Raw genomic sequence first — 17,039 nt, 5'->3', positions numbered from 1 at the left:
CAAAGGCTCCATATCCCCAGAGCGGGTCCCGGCGGGCGATGGCCGACGCGCGACTTCGATGCGGGAAAATACTCCAACCGGTGTTGAACACATGCGTTCCAGAAGTATGCAGCTTGGTGTGACGTTCACGGCCCTGGCGGTCGTCGCGGGATGTTCGACGACATCCGGGAACGGCGGCGGCCTGATGTCGGCGAGATCGTCGGGTTCGACGCCCTATATCGCGGCGCTCGAGGGCGGCATCGTCAGCCGCAGCGGGGTCCCGATCAGCAACAGCGACCGCGCGAGGGCGCTGGAGGCCGAATATCGTGCACTGGAGGCGGCCGCGGTCGGCCAGCCGATCAGCTGGAACGGCGGGGACGTCAGCGGCCAGGTCGTCGCCGCGGCTCCCTACCAGGTCGGTTCGCAGAACTGCCGCCAGTACAGGCACACGCTTGCGACGGGCGGACGGCAGGTGATCGCGCGCGGCGCCGCCTGCCGCAACAAGGACGGCAGCTGGACCCCGCTCACCTGACGATTTGACATGCGTCAAGGCGGGGATGGCGGGACGGGTGCATCTGGCGAGCATCAAAGCTTGCGGCCAAACGCCTCAAATCCGCGTCATCACCGGCTTTCCCGTTGGAAAGGAAGGCCGGTTCCAGTAATTGGACCATTATGTTCTTGTGGATCGTACTCGCCGTCCTGACCGCCGCCGTTGCGGCCATCCTGCTCGCCACGCTGGCGCGCAGTGCCAAAACCACGACTCCGGACCGCGCCGGCGAGATCGCCGTCTATCGCGACCAGCTGGACGAGCTCGAGCGTGACCGCAACCAGGGCCTGATCTCCGCCGAGGAAGCCGAATATGCCAAGGCCGAGATCGGCCGCAGGCTGCTGTCCGTCGCGGGCGAGGCGGAAACGCGCGGCAAGGGTTCTACCGGCCGTGCCGGCATGACCGCGAGCGGCGTTACCGTGACGCTCCTCGTCCCCGCCGTCGGATTGTCGCTCTATCTCCTCCTCGGCAGCCCGCAGATTCCCGACCAGCCGCTTGCCGCCCGGCTCGAGAACCCCGGCCAGAACATGGCCCTGCTGGTCGCCAAGGCGGAGCGCCACCTTGCCGAGAACCCGAACGACGGGGCAGGCTGGGACATACTGGGGCCGATCTACTTCCGGGCCATGCGGCTGGGCGATGCGGAAATGGCCTTCCGCAACGCGATCCGCCTGCTCGGAACCAGCCCCGAGCGGCTCGACGGTCTCGGCGAAACGCTCGTCGCCGCCAATGACGGCATCGTCACCGAGGATGCGCGGCTCGCCTTCGAGGAGAGCCTGCGCCTCAAGCCGGTCAATGCGCGCGCCCGCTTCTATGTCGGTCTCGGCCTCGAACAGGTCGGGCGCCACGACGAGGCCCGCGCGATGTTCGAGGAGATCGCCAAGGATTCGCCGCCCGACGCGCCGTGGATGGACCTGATCCGCCAGCACATCGCCGCAACAGGCGGCGCGTCCGCCGCAGCGGCCGAGGCGCCAAAGAACCCGTCCGCCGACGACGTGGCGGCCGCAGGGGAGATGGAAGAGGGCGACCGCCAGGACATGATCCGCGGCATGGTCGAGAGCCTCGCCGCCCGGCTGCAGGAAGACCCGAACAATATCGAGGGCTGGCTCCGCCTCGTGCGGTCCTATTCGGTTCTCGGAGACAAACAAAAGGCCGAAGAAGCACTTAAAACCGGCCTGCAGACTTTCCCGGCGGAAGGCGACGAGGGGCGGCAACTGATCGCTCTTGCCCATGAGGTCGGCCTGACCGTCGAAGGAGTGACCCAATGACACGCAAACAGAAACGGCTGACGATCATCGCGGGCGGCATGAGCTTCATCCTCGCCGCGGTGCTGCTGGTCATGTTCGCCTTCAGCCAGTCGGTCGCCTATTTCTACATGCCGGCCGATCTCGCCACGACCGAGGTTTCTCCCGGCACGCGCATCCGCCTCGGCGGGCTCGTGGCCGAAGGATCGGTGAAGCGCGGCGAAGGCTCGACGGTCAGCTTCTCGGTGACCGACGGCTCGAACACCGTGCCGGTGAGCTACACGGGCATCCTGCCGGACCTCTTCCGCGAGGGGCAGGGCGTGGTGACCGAAGGCTCCTTCGACGTCGCGACCCATTCCTTCGTGGCCGATTCCGTGCTTGCCAAGCACGACGAGAACTACATGCCGAAGGAAGTGGCCGACCGGCTCAAGGAGCAGGGCGTCTGGAAGGACGGCGAAGAGGCGGCGACCCAATGATCATCGAGGTCGGACACTACGCACTCGTCCTGGCGCTCGCCACCGCGCTGATCGTGTCGATCGTGCCGCTCATCGGCGCGCGCCGCAACGACGCGGCGATGATGGCGCTGGCGCCGGTGGGCTCGATCCTGATGTTCGTGCTGGTGCTGTTTTCCTTCGCGGCGCTGACCTGGGGCTACGCGGTGTCGGACTTCTCGGTGCGCAACGTCTGGGAGAATTCCCATTCGATGATGCCGATGGTCTACAAGTTCTCCGGCGTCTGGGGCAATCACGAAGGCTCCATGCTGCTGTGGCTGCTGATCGTCGTCTTCTTCAGCGCGCTCGTCGCCTTCTTCGGGCGCAACCTTCCTGACACGCTGCGGGCGAACGTGCTGGCCGTGCAGGCCTGGATCACCACCGCCTTCACGCTGTTCATCCTCCTGAGCTCCAATCCCTTCCTGCGCCTCAGCCCGGCGCCGGCCGAGGGCCAGGACCTCAATCCGGTGCTGCAGGATCCGGGGCTCGCCGTGCATCCGCCGCTCCTCTATCTCGGCTATGTCGGCTTTTCCGTCTGCTTCTCCTTCGCGGTCGCGGCGCTGATCGACGGCCGCATCGATGCGGCCTGGGCGCGCTGGGTGCGCCCGTGGACGCTGGCCGCCTGGACCTTCCTGACGGCCGGCATCGCCATGGGATCCTACTGGGCCTATTACGAACTCGGCTGGGGCGGCTGGTGGTTCTGGGATCCGGTCGAGAACGCCTCCTTCATGCCGTGGCTCGCCGGTACGGCGCTGCTGCATTCGGCGCTGGTGATGGAAAAGCGCGAAGGCCTGAAGATCTGGACCGTGCTGCTCGCCATCATGACCTTCTCGCTGTCGCTGCTCGGCACCTTCCTCGTCCGCTCCGGCGTGCTGACCTCGGTCCATGCCTTCGCCACCGATCCGACGCGCGGCATCTTCATCCTCGCCATCCTGATGATCTTCATCGGCGGCGCCTTCGCGCTCTTCGCGTGGCGCGCGCCGATGCTGAAGGCGGGGGGCCTCTTCGCCCCGATCTCGCGCGAGGGATCGCTCGTCCTCAACAACCTGATCCTGACGGTCGCGACCGCGTCGATCCTGATCGGCACGCTCTATCCGCTCGTCCTGGAGACGCTCACCGGCGAGAAGATCTCGGTCGGCGCACCGTTCTTCAACATGACCTTCGGGCTGCTGATGATCCCGCTCCTCATCGCGGTGCCCTTCGGTCCGATGCTGGCCTGGAAGCGGGGAGACCTCCTCGGCGCGCTGCAGCGGCTCTACGGCGCCGCCGGCCTGGCGCTCTTCGCCGGACTTGCCCTCTACTACATCGAGAACGGCGGCCCGGTGATGGCGGTCTTCGGCCTTGCGCTTGCCTTCTGGGGCATGTTCGGCGCGCTCGCCGACCTCTGGTATCGCGCCAACTTCGGCAAGCTGCCGTTCAACGTCGCCTGGCGGCGGCTGGCCGGCCTGCCGCGCTCGGCCTTCGGCACGGCACTTGCCCATTTCGGCCTCGGCGTGACCGTGCTCGGCGTCGTCATGGTGACGACCTACGAGACCGAGACCGTCGTCGAGATGAAGCCGGGCATGACCGCGGAAGCGGGCGGCTATTCGCTGGTCTTCGACGGCATGCGCGAGGCGGTCGGCCCGAACTTCACCGAGGAGCGGGGCCATTTCACCATCAGCCAGGGCGGCGTCGTGGTCGCCGACACATGGTCGTCGAAGCGGCTCTATACCGCGCGGCGCATGCCGACGACGGAAGCCGGTATCCTGACCTTCGGCCTCAGCCAGCTCTACGTGTCGCTCGGCGACCCGATGGCCGACGGCGGCATCGTGGTCCGCATCTGGTGGAAGCCCTTCATCCTCTGCATCTGGGGCGGATCGCTGATCATGATGCTGGGCGGCTTCGTGTCGCTTTCCGACCGCAGGCTGAGGGTCGGTGCGCCGACGCGCCGCGCCCGCCCCGTCCGGCCTGCACTGGAGCCTGCCGAATGATGCGCGGATTTCTCCTTGCCCTCTTCGTCATGCTGGCGCCGCTTCCGGCTCTGGCGGTCAATCCCGACGAGATCCTCGCCGATCCGGTGCTCGAGGAGCGGGCGAGGAACCTGTCGGTCAACCTGCGCTGCATGGTCTGCCAGAACCAGTCGATCGACGATTCCAATGCCGAGCTTGCCCGGGACCTGCGCGTCCTGGTCCGCGAGCGGCTGCAACAGGGCGATACGGACGAGCAGGTGATCGATTACGTCGTCTCCCGCTACGGCGAGTTCGTGCTCCTGAAGCCGCGCCTTTCGATGCGCACGGTGCTTCTGTGGACGGCCCCGGCAGCGCTTCTCCTGATCGGCGGCATCGTGCTGGTGCTGATGGCCCGCGGCCGCCTCCAGGCACGCGCCCCCGCACCGCTTTCGGCCGAGGAGCAGGCGCGCATCGACGAGCTTCTCGACAGGCGCTGAGCGGCCAACATTACGAATTTTTCATCCTGCCGACACATGCAGTTAAGGTGAGCCTTCCTATATCTCTTCGCATCCACCGCCTTCCGGGCGTTTCCGGAAAGATCATTACGAAGAGAAGAAGGTATTCACGATGCTCAACAGCAAATTTGCACGACCCTCGCTGAAGACCGTGTTGAAGACCACGACGGTCGCCGGCCTGGCTGCGGTGATGCTGTCGACCGGCATTCCGGGACAGGTCATCGACTCGTTCGCAGACCCGGTAAAGGTTCAGGCGCCGGAAGCTCCGAGCTTCGCCGACGTCGTCTCCGCGGTCTCCCCGGCAGTCGTGTCCGTGCGCGTCCAGTCCGAGACGCAGATGGCCAACGATAACGGGAATTTCTCGTTCAACTTCGGCGGCCAGGGCTTCGAGGACCTGCCCGACGACCATCCGCTGAAGCGTTTCTTCCGTGAATTCGGCGGCCCGCAGTCCCGCGGCGCCCCCAAGGGCGAGAATAACGACAAGGCAGACGGCCCGCGCCAGCTGCGTCCGACCTCGCAGGGGTCCGGCTTCTTCATCTCCGAGGACGGCTACCTCGTCACCAATAACCACGTCATCGCCGACGGCGCCGCCTACACGGTGGTTCTCGACGACGGCACCGAACTCGACGCCAAGCTGATAGGCGCCGACAGCCGCACCGACCTCGCGGTCCTCAAGGTCGATGCCAACCGCGACTTCACCTATGTCGACTTCGCTGACGATTCCAAGGCCCGCGTCGGCGACTGGGTCGTTGCCGTCGGCAACCCGTTCGGCCTCGGCGGATCGGTCACCGCAGGCATCATCTCGGCTCGCGGCCGCGACATCGGCTCCGGCCCCTATGACGACTACATCCAGATCGACGCAGCCGTGAACCGCGGCAATTCCGGCGGTCCCGCCTTCAATCTCGAAGGCGAGGTCATCGGCATCAACACCGCGATCTTCTCGCCGTCGGGCGGCAATGTCGGCATCGCCTTCGCCATCCCGGCCTCCGTCGCCCGCGATGTGGTGTCCGAACTGATCGAGAACGGCAAGGTCGAGCGCGGCTGGCTTGGCGTGCAGATCCAGCCGGTCAACAAGGACATCGCCGAATCGCTCGGCCTGTCGGAGCCGCAGGGCGCGCTCGTCGTTGCCCCGCAGGAAGGTTCTCCGGGCCAGAAGGCCGGCATCAAGGAAGGTGACGTGATCACCGCCCTGAACGGCGAGCCGATCAAGGACGCCCGTGACCTTGCCCGCAAGGTCGCCGCCATCGGCCCCGACACCAAGGTCGACGTCGCCGTATGGCGTGACGGCAAGTCGCAGAGCCTCGAAGTGACCCTGGGCAACCTGGCGAGCGAAGCCTCCGAGCGTGCCGAAGCAACGACGCCCGAGACCCGCAAGCCCGCGACCGAACAGGCGCTGGCAAGCCTCGGCATCACCGTTGCGCCTGCCGAAGACGGCGCCGGCCTCTCGGTCGTCGAAGTCGATCCGAACTCGGAAGCCGCAGGCCGCGGCCTGCGCGCCGGCGAGAAGATCGTCTCGGTCAACAACCAGTCGGTAAAGTCTGCCGGCGACATCGAGAAGGTGATCGAGCAGGCTCGCAAGGACGGCCGCACCCGCGCCCTGTTCCAGATCGAGTCCGAGAACGGCAGCCGCTTCGTCGCCCTGCCGATCAACGAAGGCTGATCCTCCCAAATCAGCATCAGGAGGGCGCCGCCGGTAACGTCGGCGCCCTTTTTCATTCCCGCCGCCGTACTGCGATCGAAGGAGCGAAGATGGATACGCCCACATACCGTGCCGATGCCGGCGAATCCGATAGTGCAAAAGGTGCCGCCGGCGCTATTGTGCCGCGCATGAAGATACTGGTGATTGAAGACGATCTGGAAGCGGCCGCATACATGACCAAGGCCTTTCGCGAGGCCGGCATTGTCGTCGACCATGCAAGCGATGGGGAAAGCGGCCTCTTCATGGGCAGCGAGAACAGCTATGACGTGATGGTCATCGACCGCATGCTGCCGCGTCGCGACGGCCTGTCGGTGATCAGTGAACTGCGCCAGCGCGGAATCGAGACGCCGGTGCTGATCCTCTCCGCGCTCGGGCAGGTGGACGACCGGGTGACGGGGCTGAGGGCCGGCGGCGACGACTACCTGCCGAAGCCCTATGCGTTTTCCGAGCTTCTGGCACGGGTGGAGGTGCTGGGGCGCCGCAAGGGCAAGCCCGAGCAGGACATGGTCTATCGCGTCGGCGACCTGGAGCTCGACCGGCTGTCACACGAGGTCAAGCGGGCGGGCCGCGAGATCCTGCTGCAGCCGCGCGAATTCAGGCTTCTCGAATACCTGATGAAGAACGCCGGCCAGGTTGTGACCCGCACCATGCTTCTCGAGCATGTCTGGGACTACCATTTCGACCCGCAGACCAATGTCATCGACGTGCATGTCTCGCGGTTGCGCTCCAAGATCGAGAAGGACTTCGACAAGCCCCTCCTGAAGACGATCCGCGGCGCCGGATACATGATCAAGGACGAGGCGTGAGCCCGTGCTGACCCGTGTCCGCCTGATGTTCCGTTCGACCGCCGTCCGGCTGTCGGCCCTCTATATCCTTCTGTTCTCGATCTGCGCCGCCTTCCTCGTCGTCTACGTGACGGGGATGTCGGAGCGCATTCTCGCCCAGCAGACGAAGGAGAACCTCGTCCAGGAGGTCGGCGACATCCAGCGCGCTTTCGATCGCGGCGGCCTGAACGGCATGCTGCGGCTGATGGAGCGGCGGTCGCGCCAGCCGGGCGCCAATCTCTACGTCGTCGCCGGAACCAATGGCGAGATCCTTGCCGGCAACGTCGCGTCGCTCGAACCCGGCGTGCTGGACGAGCAGGGCTGGACCCGCTTCCCCTTCGCCTACAATCCCTATTCGGAGACGGGATCGGGGCGCGAGCACATGGCGATCGCCAACGTCGTGGTGATGGAAAACGGCCTGCGGGTGATGGTCGGCCGCGATCTCGGCGAGCCCGGCCGCTTCCGGGGCATCGTCCGTCGCGCCCTGATGCTGGCCCTGACGATCATGGGGGTCGGCGCGCTGGTCATCTGGTTCGGGATCGGGCGCAACGCGCTGAAGCGCATCGACCGCATGTCGGCCGCGAGCCAGAAGATCATGGCGGGCGATCTCTCGCAACGCCTGCCCGTCGGCCGCTCGGGCGACGAGTTCGACCGCCTGTCGGAATCGCTGAACGCCATGCTCGGGCGGATCGAGAAGCTCAACGAGGGCCTGAGACAGGTCTCCGACAACATCGCCCACGACCTCAAGACGCCCCTGACGCGGCTTCGCAACAAGGCGGCGGAGGCGGTGGAGGACGAGGATCCGGAAAGCCGCCGCGCGGCGCTGGAAGGCATCATCGCCGAGTCCGACCAGCTGATCCGCACCTTCAACGCGCTGCTGATGATCTCCCGCGTCGAGGCGGGGTCGATCGCGGCCGAGATGAGCGAGGTCGATCTTTCCGCCATTTCCGCCGACAGCTGCGAACTCTACGAGCCCGTGGCCGAGGAGGCGGGGCTGAAACTGGAAACCGAGATCGAGCCGGGGCTCAGGATCAAGGGCAACCGCGAACTGATCGGACAGGCGATCTTCAACCTCCTCGACAACGCGATCAAGTATGGCGGCGAGGGGAACGGCGCCGGCGAGATCCGCCTTGTGCTGAGGATGGAGGACGGCTCGCCCCGGCTTTCCGTCTGCGACAGCGGCCCCGGCGTTCCCGAGGACAAGCGCCACGAGGTGACGAAGCGTTTCGTGCGCCTCGATGCCAGCCGGTCGAAGCCCGGCACGGGGCTCGGCCTCTCGCTGGTGGAAGCGGTGATGGACCTGCACGGCGGCTCGCTCACGCTCTCGGCAACCCACCCGGAGCGGGAGAATGCGCCGGGGCTGACGGCCACGATGGTATTCCCGCCCTTCAGGCCCTAAGAAGGGCTGGTTGAGGGAGGACGCCGTGGGAGAGACTGCAACCTATCTGAAGGACGTTGCCGCAAGCGCGCTGCGACCCTACAGCCAGACCGAGGCGAAGGCCGTCACCGCGATCCTGAAGGACGCCGGCAAGCAGGAGCCGGCGCTCTCGCAGGTGATGGCCGAGGACGGCCCGCTGAGGCATTTCCTCATCGCGGCGCTCACCCTTTCTCCCTACCTGCGCGACGCTGCCGCCGTCTCGCCGCAGCTCCTGGCCACGGCGGTGACGGAGCCGCTGCAGCCGACGCTGGAACGGCTGATCGCCGACGCCCGCGACTGCTGGAAGCCGAAGGACGGCCGTGCGCCGACGGAAGCGGAGGTGATGACGACGCTGCGGACGCTGAAGCGGAGCGTCTCCTTCCTGGTGGCGCTTGCCGATCTCGCCCGGCTGTTCACCGCCCGCGACACGACGCGCTATCTGACGCTCCTTGCCGATGCCGCGGTGGCGGCCGCGATCGATCATCTGCTGCTGGCGGCGCACGAGACCGGCAAGCTGGTCCTGAAAGACCCGGGAGAACCGAGCGCCGGCTCCGGGCTTATCGTGCTCGGCATGGGCAAGCTCGGCGGCTACGAGCTCAACTATTCCTCCGACATCGACCTCGTCGTCTTCTTCGACCCGGAAAGCGGCATCCTGCCGGACCCGCTGGACGGCTCGGAAATCTACGGCCGGATGATGCGCCGGCTGGTGCGCATACTGCAGGAGCGGACCGCCGACGGCTATGTCTTCCGCACCGACCTGCGGCTTCGTCCCGACCCCGGCTCGACGCCGCTCGCCGTGCCGGTGGAGGCGGGGCTGCTCTACTACGAGAGCCGTGGCCAGAACTGGGAACGGGCCGCCTTCATCAAGGCGCGCGCCGTGGCGGGCGACCTTGCGGCCGGCGAATGGTTCCTGCGCCAGCTCGTTCCCTTCGTCTTCCGCAAGTATCTCGACTATGCGGCGATCGCCGACATCCATTCCATCAAGCGGCAGATCCACGTTCACAAGGGACACGGCGCAATCGCCGTCAAGGGGCATGACGTCAAGCTCGGCCGCGGCGGCATTCGCGAGATCGAGTTCTTCGCCCAGACCCAGCAGCTGATCGCCGGCGGCCGCATGCCGCCGCTGCGCACTCGCCAGACCGAAGTCGCGCTGGAGAAGCTCGCGGAAGCGAACTGGATCACGCCTGCGATCGCCGCCGAACTGACGGAAGCCTACTGGTTCCTGCGCGACGTCGAGCATCGCATCCAGATGGTGCGCGACGAGCAGACCCACCGCCTGCCGGACACCGAGGCGGAACTGAAGCGCATCGCCTACATGATGGGCTTTGCGGACACTGCGACCTTTGCCGCGAGGCTGGAGAAGGTGCTGCGGACGGTCGAGAAGCGCTATGCGCGGCTCTTCGAGCAGGAGACGAAGCTTTCCGGCGTCGAGGGAAACCTCGTCTTCACCGGGCAGCAGGACGATCCGGAGACGCTGAAGACGCTCGCCTCCCTCGGCTTCGAACGGCCGGCCGACATTTCCCGCGTGATCCGCACCTGGCACTATGGCCGCTACCGCGCCACCCAGTCGGTGGAGGCGCGAGAGCGGCTGACGGAACTGACGCCGGATCTCCTCAAGGCCTTCGGGGAAAGCAGCCGGGCCGACGAGGCGCTGCTGCGGTTCGACAGCTTTCTCTCGGGCCTGCCCTCCGGCATCCAGCTGTTTTCGCTGATCGGCAACAACCCGGCGCTGCTGTCGCTGATCGTCAAGGTCATGTCGTCTGCGCCGCGGCTGGCGGACATCATCTCGTCGCGCCCGCATGTCTTCGACGGCATGCTCGACCCCGGCCTGATGGCGGAGCTTCCGACGCGCGACTACCTGTCGGAACGCCTTTCCACCTTCCTGACCGCCGCCCGCCACTACGAGGAACTGCTGGACCGGCTGCGCATCTTCGCCGCCGAGCAGCGCTTCCTGATCGGCATCCGCCTGCTGACGGGCGCAATCGACGGCATGCAGGCCGGACGTGCCTTCACCGACCTCGCCGACCTGTTGATCGAGCAGGCGCTGGCGGCGGTGGAGCGCGAGATCGAATCCGCCCACGGCCACTATCCGGGCGGCAGGGTGGCGCTGATGGGCATGGGCAAGCTCGGCAGCTTCGAGCTGACAGCCGCCTCCGACGTCGACCTGATCCTGCTTTACGACCACGACGACGATGCGACCGAATCCGACGGTGCAAAGCCCCTCGACAGCACGCGCTACTTCACCCGGCTGACGCAACGCCTGATCGCGGCACTCTCGGCCCCGATGTCGGAGGGCGTGCTCTTCGAGGTGGACATGCGGCTGAGGCCCTCCGGCAACAAGGGGCCGGTCGCGACCCGCATCCGCGCCTTCCGCAAGTATCAGCAGGACGAGGCCTGGACCTGGGAGCACATGGCGCTCACCCGCGCCCGCATGGTCTGCGGCGATCGCGGACTGGTCGACGAGGCCTGCGCGGTCGTCGCCGAAACCCTGTCGCGGCAGCGCGACGAGGAGAAGATCAGGGCCGATGTGCGGGAGATGCGCGACCTGATCGAGCAGGAAAAGCCGCCGCGCGACATCTGGGACCTGAAGCTGATCCCCGGCGGGCTCATCGACATCGAGTTCATCGCCCAGTACCTGCGGCTGGTCGCTCCCGCCCGCGGCATCTCCATCGACACGAGCGGCATGAGCACGATGCAGGCGCTCGATGCGCTCGGCGAGAAAATGCTGCAGCCCGACGACCTTTCGACCGTGCGCGAGGCGCTCCGGCTCTTCACCGAACTCTCGCAGATCATCCGACTCTGCATCGATGGCCCCTTCTCCCCGAAGGAGGCGCCGGCCGGCCTTGTCGAGCGTGTCGCAAGGGCAGGCGACTGCCCCGACATCCGCACGCTGGAAGGCGAGGTGAAGCGCCTGTCGAAGGCGGTGCGTGCGGTGTTCCGGAAGCTCGTCAGCTGACCGACGGGCGCGGGACGGCGAAGGTCGGGCAGTCGGGGACGCTGATCGAGACGACGGTTCCCTTGCCGATGCAGGAGCGGATCCGCATCGAGCCGCCGTGGAGCGCAACCAGCGAGCGGGAGATCGCGAGCCCGAGGCCGGAACCGCCCTTGCTCTTGGCGTACTGGCTCTGCACCTGCTCGAAGGGCTGGCCGATCTTGCCGAGCGCCGCCTTCGGAATGCCGATGCCGGTATCGGCGATCGTCAGCAGGTAGCCGGATTCCGAGCGGCGGGCCCGCACGATGATCCGCCCGCCCTCGTTGGTGAACTTCACGGCATTGGAGAGAAGGTTCAGCATGACCTGCTTCATGGCGCGGCGGTCGCCCACCATGGCCAGGTCGTCGGAGAGGCGCTGCTCGATCGTGATCGTCTTTTCCTGGGCGGAAATGGCGGTGAGGCGCAGGCTTTCCTCGATGAGCGGCACGAGGTCGATCGCCTCGCACTGGATCTTCATGTGCCCGGCCTCGATCTTCGACATGTCGAGGATGTCGCTGATCAGGTTTAGGAGATGCTTGCCGCTGTCGTGGATGTCGCGGGCATATTCGCCGTATTTCGGGGAGCCGACCGGACCGAACATCTCGTTGACGAGGATTTCCGAGAAGCCGAGGATGGCGTTGAGCGGCGTGCGCAGCTCGTGCGACATGTTGGCGAGGAATTCCGACTTCGCCTTGTTGGCCGCCTGGGCGCGTTCCTTTTCCGCCTGGTAGTTGGCGTTGGCGGTCGACAGTTCCTCCTTCTGCTTCTCCAGCTTCTTCTGGGAGGCGGAAAGGTCGCCGACAGTCGCCATCAGGCGCCGTTCGGATTCCCGCAGCCGCTCCTGCTGGCGCTTCATGAGGGTGATGTCGGTTCCGACCGAGACCATGCCGCCGTCGCGGGTGCGGCGCTCGTTGATCTGCAGCCAGCGCTCGTCCGCGAGCTGTACTTCCGTCGTCCGCGAAAGACCGTGCTGGTCGGCGTCGGCGATCCGGCGCTCGATGACCGGGCGGGCGGCGGCGGCATTCACCACGGCGCGCTCCGTGCCGGGCACGAGCACGCTGTCGGGAAGCCCGTAGGCCTGCTGGAAATGCGTGTTGCACATGACCAGACGGTCGTTCTTGTCCCACAGGACGAAGGCTTCCGACGTGCATTCGATGGCATCGGCGAGCCGCTGGTCGGCTTCCGCGTAGCGCTGCGCCAGCCGGTGCTGCTCGGTGACGTCCATGGCGATGCCGATCACGTGGGTGCGGCCGGCTGCGGTGCGCACCACCTGGGCGCGGGCGCGCATCCAGACATAGTGGCCGGCGGCGTGGCGCATGCGGAAGATCTGGTCCACCTGCTTGGCATTGCCCCGGCTGATGGCGCGCGCCAGCGCGTAGAGATTGCCATCGGTCGGGTGCATCATCCGCGCCGCATCGGCAAACGACATGACATTTCCTGCCGCCGGATAGCCGAGCATCTCGTACATGGAGCCCGACCAGAACAGGCGGCGGTTGGCGACGTCGAAGTCCCACAGCCCGCAGCGGCCGCGCGACAGGGCGGTTTCAATGCGCAGGTTGGATTCCAGGAAGGTCTCGTCCGCCTCGCGCGCCCGCTTCACCTGCATGTAATAGGCATAGAGGATGACGAGCAGGATCGCCGAGATGCAGGCGAACAGCGTCACGTTGAGCGAGACTTCGTGCCGCCAGAAATATTTCATCGGTGCGAGCGACAGGGCGGCGACGACGAGGCCGCCATCATTGCCGAGCGGCTGGATGGAGGCGTAATGCGCGTCCTCGCCTATGGTCGTCTCGATGAGGCCGGAACCGCCGAAGCGGCGGAGCGCCGCCGTCTCCGGAAGAAGCGACGTCAGCCGGTGCCCGACATAGGGTGCCGCACCGATGCCGCCGAAGATCCGGCCGGAGGGATCGACCAGCAGAAGGAACGCATCGGAAGGAAGGCGGTCGGGGGACAGGAAGCCTGCCAGGCGCGCCTCGGCGGCCTTCCGGTCGCCGGTGCTGATCGCCGCATCATGGCCGGTGAATGCGGCGACCGCCGTGGTGGCGACCAGCGCCGTTGCCTGGCGCGCGCCTTCCTGAAGCCGGTCGTATTCGGAAACCAGCCCCATGCTGCGCGAGGTTGCGACGACGGCGAGGAACGCGAGGATGAGAAGGGGAATGGAGCGCTTGAGGACCATCTCGACGCGCGGCATCTGCCGGGAGATCGGCGTAACCGTCAGGTTGGGGCGGCCCGAGAAGAGCCTCGATGCCCCGTTGCGCCCCGGAAATTTGAGACGCAACCATCCTTCGCCGGCGGTGTCCCGCCGCACGTCCGCCATCGTTTTCATAAAAACCCTCATGGAAATCCGGCGCGCCGCTCGCCCGAATCTGACCTAATGAATCACGAGTGATTCGCCGTGTCCAGAGGCAGTTAAGACTTTTTTAATCCCTTAATTCCGTGGGATTCCAAAACGGAATCAAGGGTTGCAGCAAAGAGGGGTTCAACCCTTCAGCATGCGGTCGACGATGTCGCGGACATCGCTGGAGAGATTGCCGCTGCGGTCGATGGACATGAGAGCCGAGCGCGCGTGATCGGCCCTGAACGGCTCCAGGGACCGCCAGGATCGCAGCGACGTCAGGAGACGCGCCGCAAGCTGCGGGTTCTTCGGGTCGATCGCGAGAATCCGTTCCGCGAGGAAGCGGTAGCCTTCGCCGTCGGCGCGGTTGAAACCGGTCGGATTGGCGAAGACGAAGCTGCCGACCAGCGCGCGGACGCGGTTGGGATTGCTGGCGACGAAGTGGCGGTTGTCCATCAGTCCCTTGACGCGGTCGAGCGTGCCGGCACCCGGGATGGTCGCCTGGACCGACAGCCACTTGTCGATGACGAGCGGATTGTCGTCGAAGCGGGTGACGAAGGCGCCGAGCGCCGCATCGGCCTCGTCCGTTTCCGGGAAGCGGTGGACCAGGACCGAGAGGGCCTGGACGAGGTCGGTCATGTTGTCGGCCGAGGCGAAGGCGACGGCGGCGCGAACCGGCGACTGCTCCGCATAGGTGAGGTAGGCAAGCGCGCTGTTGCGAAGCGCGCGCCTTCCGGCGCTGGCGGCATCCGGGCTGAAGCCGCCCTCGTTCCCCATCGTGTCGAAGAGGTGCTGGAAGACGGTGTTGCCGACCTCGGCGATCGCTGTCATCACGGCGGTGCGCGCCGTGTGGATGGCGTCCGGGTCGTTGTTGCTTCCAAGTTCGCGGGCGATGTCCGCCTCGCTCGGCAGCGCCAGGACCTGGGCCCGGAAAGCGGGCTCCAGCGCCTCGTTGCCGGCCGTCTCGATCAGCGCGGAAATGACGGACGGCGGGCAGGTGATGCCGTCGCCGTCGCGGACATCGCGGGCGCCCTGCATGAGGACGGGCAGGATCAGGTCGTTCAACGCCTGCCAGCGGGAGAAGAGGTCGCTGTCGTGGCGGGCGATATGCACCAGGTCATCGATGCTGCGGTCGAGATGCAGGTTGATCGGCGCCGAAAAGCCGCGGTTGAGCGACAGGACCGGACGCGACGAGATGCCCGAGAAGGTGAAGGTCTGGGCGCGTTCGGTGAGGTGGAGCACGTCGCCCGTCACCTCTCCGCCGGCAACGGCGGCGGGTGTCGCGGTCGATCCGTTGTCGAGAATCAGCGCGAAGGAGAGCGGAATGTGCATCGGCTCCTTGTTCGGCTGCCCCGGCGTTGCGGGGATCATCTGCTCAAGCGTAAGCGTGAAGGTGGCGGCCGTCGGATCGTATGCGCCCGACGCGGTGACCAGCGGCGTGCCGGCCTGGCGGTACCAGAGCGAGAACTGCGAGAGGTCGCGACCGGTCGCGTCCTCGAAGCACTTGACGAAGTCCTCGACGGTCGCAGCGTCCCCGTCATGGCGTTCGAAATAGAGATCCATGCCCTTCTTGAAGCCTTCCGGCCCCAGGAGCGTGGCGATCATCCGGGTGACTTCGGAGCCCTTCTCGTAGACGGTCGTCGTGTAGAAGTTGTTGATCTCGCGATACTTCGTCGGGCGGACGGGATGCGCGAGCGGTCCGGCGTCCTCGGGGAACTGCTCGGCCTTCAGGTGGCGGACCTCGGCGATACGCTTGACGGCGCGCGAGCGCATGTCGGCCGAGAACTCGTGGTCGCGGTATACGGTGAGGCCTTCCTTCAGGCACAGCTGGAACCAGTCGCGGCAGGTGATGCGGTTGCCGGTCCAGTTGTGGAAGTATTCGTGGGCGATGATCGCCTCGATATTGGCATAGTCCTGGTCGGTCGCGGTCTCGGGATCGGCAAGGACGTACTTGTCGTTGAAGACGTTGAGACCCTTGTTCTCCATCGCCCCCATGTTGAAGTCGGAGACGGCGACGATCATGAAGATGTCGAGGTCGTATTCGCGCCCGAAGCGCTCCTCGTCCCATTTCATGGAGCGCTTCAGCGCATCCATCGCGTAGGCGGCGCGCGGCTCCTTGCCGTGCTCCACATAGATCTTCAGGGCGACCTCGCGGCCGGACATGGTGGTGAACCGGTCCTCGACGACGCCGAGATCACCCGCGACCAGCGCGAACAGGTAGCTCGGCTTCGGATGCGGGTCGAACCAGGCCGCGAAATGCCGGCCCTCGTCGTAATTGCCGCCGCCGAGGAAGTTGCCGTTCGAAAGCAGCAGCGGGTTGGCGGTCTTTTCGGCGATGATGGTGATCGTATAAGGCGCCAGGACGTCCGGGCGGTCGGGGAAATAGGTGATGCGGCGGAAGCCCTCCGCCTCGCACTGGGTGCAGTAGACACCGTTGGTGCGGTAGAGCCCCATCAGCTGCGTATTGGCTTCCGGGTTGATGAAGGTGGTGACGGTGATCTCGAAGGGAGTGTTTTCCGGAAGGTCGCGGATCGTCAGGCGTCGCGGGCTGGCCTCGTACTGGGCGGGTGGCACTTCGATCTGGTCGAGAAGCAGGCCCGAAAGCGCCAGTTCGTCGCCGTCGAGCACGAGCGGTGCCGAAGGATCGACGCCTTCGCGGCGATGGAAGATCAGCCGGGCATCGACCTTCGTGTTCGTCGGGTCGAGTTCGAAGGTGAGGTCGACGCGCTCCAGGACGAAATCGGTCGGGCGATAATCGGCAAGTTCAACCGTCTTGGTATCGGATGTACCCATGAATACAGATATTCCTGTGGTGCTTGGCAATGCAAGGGGCCGCGGTGCGAGCCTGCGTGCTCAGTCGGAACTGGTGTTTCTGGACGTCAGTCCCGCTGGTGATGGATGCCTCGCCGAGGGCTGTCGATATGCCGAACACTGCAAGGGCGGGATCCTTCCGATAAACGAGATGCGGATACGATAACAATGGGTTGCTAACAGCATCCTAACGCATTGACTCTTGTCGGGAGCGCCCTATCGCGACGAGGCGGTTCGCCCCCGGTCAAATCACCGGGTTTGATCGAGTCATCAGCAAGATT

Annotated in this window: 11 protein-coding genes; 9 read left to right on the top strand and 2 right to left on the bottom strand. The window is 66.0% G+C overall.

Annotated features, from left to right (window positions below):
- The first annotated feature begins 91 nt into the window (after nt 1-91).
- The 9 genes from ACWGPT_RS10055 to ACWGPT_RS10015 all read left to right on the top strand — a co-directional run bounded on the left by ACWGPT_RS10055 (nt 92) and on the right by ACWGPT_RS10015 (nt 11,597).
- Complete coding sequence (locus ACWGPT_RS10055; RefSeq protein WP_452605453.1) at nt 92-511, top strand: hypothetical protein; 420 nt, start codon at nt 92-94, stop codon at nt 509-511.
- A 140-nt stretch (nt 512-651) separates the two neighbouring features.
- Nucleotides 652-1,791: a c-type cytochrome biogenesis protein CcmI gene (gene ccmI, locus ACWGPT_RS10050; RefSeq protein ID WP_452605452.1), complete on the top strand. Its 1,140-nt coding sequence runs from the start codon at nt 652-654 to the stop codon at nt 1,789-1,791.
- The gene (gene ccmE / locus ACWGPT_RS10045; protein WP_452605451.1) at nt 1,788-2,243 is read left to right on the top strand and encodes a cytochrome c maturation protein CcmE; all 456 of its coding nucleotides are present in this window, start codon (nt 1,788-1,790) and stop codon (nt 2,241-2,243) included. Before ccmI ends, ccmE begins: the two co-directional genes overlap by 4 nt.
- On the top strand, nt 2,240-4,228 hold the full coding sequence (locus ACWGPT_RS10040; protein ID WP_452605450.1) for a heme lyase CcmF/NrfE family subunit: 1,989 nt from the start codon (nt 2,240-2,242) through the stop codon (nt 4,226-4,228). Before ccmE ends, ACWGPT_RS10040 begins: the two co-directional genes overlap by 4 nt.
- Nucleotides 4,225-4,683: a cytochrome c-type biogenesis protein gene (locus tag ACWGPT_RS10035; RefSeq protein WP_452605449.1), complete on the top strand. Its 459-nt coding sequence runs from the start codon at nt 4,225-4,227 to the stop codon at nt 4,681-4,683. The genes ACWGPT_RS10040 and ACWGPT_RS10035 overlap by 4 nt, the downstream gene beginning before the upstream one ends.
- Nucleotides 4,684-4,813: 130 nt before the next feature.
- Nucleotides 4,814-6,361 (top strand): Do family serine endopeptidase, encoded by a 1,548-nt coding sequence (locus tag ACWGPT_RS10030; RefSeq protein WP_452605448.1) that lies wholly within the window; start codon nt 4,814-4,816, stop codon nt 6,359-6,361.
- An 89-nt stretch (nt 6,362-6,450) separates the two neighbouring features.
- Nucleotides 6,451-7,206, top strand: coding sequence for a response regulator transcription factor (locus ACWGPT_RS10025; RefSeq protein ID WP_452605447.1), 756 nt, complete (start codon nt 6,451-6,453; stop codon nt 7,204-7,206).
- A 25-nt stretch (nt 7,207-7,231) separates the two neighbouring features.
- Nucleotides 7,232-8,623, top strand: a complete 1,392-nt coding sequence (locus ACWGPT_RS10020) for a sensor histidine kinase (protein ID WP_452605704.1) — start codon at nt 7,232-7,234, stop codon at nt 8,621-8,623.
- A gap of 25 nt (nt 8,624-8,648) precedes the next feature.
- Nucleotides 8,649-11,597, top strand: a complete 2,949-nt coding sequence (locus ACWGPT_RS10015; protein WP_452605446.1) for a bifunctional [glutamine synthetase] adenylyltransferase/[glutamine synthetase]-adenylyl-L-tyrosine phosphorylase — start codon at nt 8,649-8,651, stop codon at nt 11,595-11,597.
- Here the strand turns inward: ACWGPT_RS10015 and ACWGPT_RS10010 are convergent.
- Complete coding sequence (locus tag ACWGPT_RS10010; protein WP_452605703.1) at nt 11,590-13,929, bottom strand: PAS domain-containing sensor histidine kinase; 2,340 nt, start codon at nt 13,927-13,929, stop codon at nt 11,590-11,592. The genes ACWGPT_RS10015 and ACWGPT_RS10010 overlap by 8 nt on opposite strands.
- Before the next feature lie 162 nt (nt 13,930-14,091).
- Nucleotides 14,092-16,740: an aminopeptidase N gene (gene pepN / locus ACWGPT_RS10005; protein ID WP_452605445.1), complete on the bottom strand. Its 2,649-nt coding sequence runs from the start codon at nt 16,738-16,740 to the stop codon at nt 14,092-14,094.
- Between the last annotated feature and the right edge of the window lie 299 nt (nt 16,741-17,039).

It is taken from the genome of Pseudorhizobium sp. NPDC055634, assembly GCF_053618655.1.
The sequence above is the reverse complement of the archived record's forward strand: the minus strand, read 5'-3'. Positions and strand labels throughout refer to the sequence as shown.